General features: G+C 76.9%; 2 protein-coding genes. Both read left to right on the plus strand.

The features are described 5' to 3' along the window. Positions 1-284, plus strand: a 284-nt coding sequence (locus EAO71_RS35430) for an alpha/beta hydrolase (RefSeq protein WP_147981921.1), incomplete at its 5' end; no start/stop codon positions are given. A 405-nt stretch (positions 285-689) separates the two neighbouring features. Further along, positions 690-2,198 (plus strand): hypothetical protein, encoded by a 1,509-nt coding sequence (locus EAO71_RS35435; protein ID WP_147981922.1) that lies wholly within the window; start codon positions 690-692, stop codon positions 2,196-2,198. Positions 2,199-2,336: the final 138 nt, after the last annotated feature.

The raw sequence follows: 2,336 nt of genomic DNA on the forward strand, positions 1-2,336 counted from the left end.
CGGAGCGCGCGCAGATCACCGCTTCCCCGCTGCGCGCCACGGTCGGGCAGCTGACCGGTCTGCCGCCGGCCCTGGTGATCACCGCCGAGGCGGACGTGCTCCGCGACGAGGGCGAGGCGTACGCGAACAAGCTGCGGGAGGCCGGAGTGCCGGTCGCCGCCGTGCGCTACCAGGGCGTCATCCACGACTTCGTGATGCTCGACGCGCTCCGTGAGACGCACGCGGCCCAGTCGGCGATCGAGCTGGCCGTCACGACGCTGCGCCGCGCCTTCGCCGGACAGTGAAGCCCCCGCCCCCTCGCCCACGCGGCCCTCACCCGCCAGGAGACACACGCATCGCCACCCGCGCCACACCACCGTCGCCGGAGCGCCTGACGCACTGACAGCCCTCGGCATCGCGCTGACACCCCTCGCCGGCGCGGGGCACGCAGAGCGCACCGCGGCGAGCGCACCGCGGACAGCCGCGTGGACGACCCCTCGGCCGGGGCCGCCGCGCGGCTCTCCGCCGTGGGTGCCCGTGCCCTCGACTCCCGCACCGGCGGCCGGAGTCCGCCGCCGCCCGCCGGACGCCTCGCGAGCCGAGCGCCGCGAAATCTCCTGGCAGTGCGCCGGGCCCGGCGCTATGCTCGCCGCGATGATCACTCTTGCTGCTCACAGTTGGGGGGTCCCGTCCACGCAAGGTGAGTGCTGATGCGCACTCCCTTCCCGGACGACGACTCCCGTCTCTCCCTCTGGTCGCGCGTGCGTCGTTACGCCGTGCCGGCCACCATGATCGAGACCGCCACCGCACGCCGCGCCGTCGGCGACTGGGCGGGTGCGTGCACCGCCGCACACCTCGACGTCGACCTCGACCTGCGTTCCGTCGCACGGTCGTACGGCAAGGAACTGGCCTCCCGGATCCGCGCCGATCTCCGGCACCTCGCTCCCGATCTGCTGCGCTGGCACATGCCGAGGGTCGCTCCCGACGGGCTGCTGCGGCCCGGTCTGACCCTCGCTCTGGCGCGCTACGAAGCCCCCGGGCGCGACGGACCGCGCCCGGTGCACCTGGTCGTCCGGACTGCACCGGCCTGGGCGGACGCCGGTCAGCGGATGAGCCTCGCGCTGTGGGACGGCAGTCGCCCCGACGCCGGAGCCCGACGGCATCCGCATCCCCGGCCGCACCCGCGGTTCCGCCTCGACCTGCACCGCCACCTCTGGGACGCGCGCAGGACGGACGAGCTCCGGACCAGGGCGGGGGCGGTCGGAGAGCGGTCCGCGAGCGGCCGGCCGACGTGCCCGGATCCGCGGGATCCGGGGCCGCCGGGGGGTGTGCCGCCGAAGGTCCCGGCGCGATCCGTGAGGCACCCCCTGGAGGGTTCCCCGGACGTCCTCCCCCTCGACGCCCCCTGTGCCGTGGACCGCTGGACGGCGGAGGCGGCGATCCTGCTCCGTGCCGAGGGGCGGCCCGACGCCGGCGGACGCGTCGCCGTGCGGGTCGGCCGGCACCGGCTGGTCCTCGACCTCGGCCCGGACGGCGACGGCTCCGGAAGCGAGCGCCCGAGCGCCCCGCGGGGCGGGCCGGTGGTCGCCAGGGCGCCCTCCGACGGTACGGCCGGTGCCCTGCCGGTACTGCCCGACGCGGCGACCTGGCTGCTCCCCGACCTCGAACTGCTCCGTGCGGACGCGATCGAGGCCGGTGAACTCCATCCGCTCGTCGCCTCGGCGCTGCTGCCGGACCGCTCCCCGCACGGCCGCTCCCGGGCTCCGGCCCCGGAGCCGGCCGGACGGCCACACCTGGTCGAGTGCCGGGGCGCCGAGCACCGGATCGGCCTGGTCGACGGCGTGCTCGCCCCGCTGGACCACGATCCCGCCGAGGTCCGGCGCGAGGAGCTGCTGGTCGCGCTGACCGGAACTCCCCTGCCCTGCCTGCGCGCGATCGACGAGGCGCATCGCAACCCCCACTGTCTCAGCGGGGTGCGCGAGCGCCTGGACCACGGCGACACCGCGGGTGCCCTGGCGATCGTCGAGGCGCTGCTGGGCCCGGAGGCGACGCTCCGCAACGGCGCGCTCCGGGACGCCCTGGAGGCGGCCGCCCGACGGCGGCTCACCTACGGGCTGTTCAGGGCCGGGCTCGTCGGACCCGCGCCAGGCCGCCTCGGGCGCGGCCCGCGACGCCCCCGGGACCATCGCTCCCGCCCTCGCCACACCGCCGGGCGCTGAGCGGGGCTCCGGCCCCGTACGCCCCTCTCCGGGCGATGCGCCCTGCCACCCCGCTCGTCGCCGTCCGCGCCGCTGCCGCAGTCCAGCCAGGCCCAGTCCTGGGTCCGCGGCCCGAGCCGGAACTGCCGCAGGTAGTCC

The sequence above is a fragment of the Streptomyces sp. MS191 genome (assembly GCF_008042125.1).
Classification (GTDB): Bacteria; Actinomycetota; Actinomycetes; order Streptomycetales; family Streptomycetaceae; genus Streptomyces.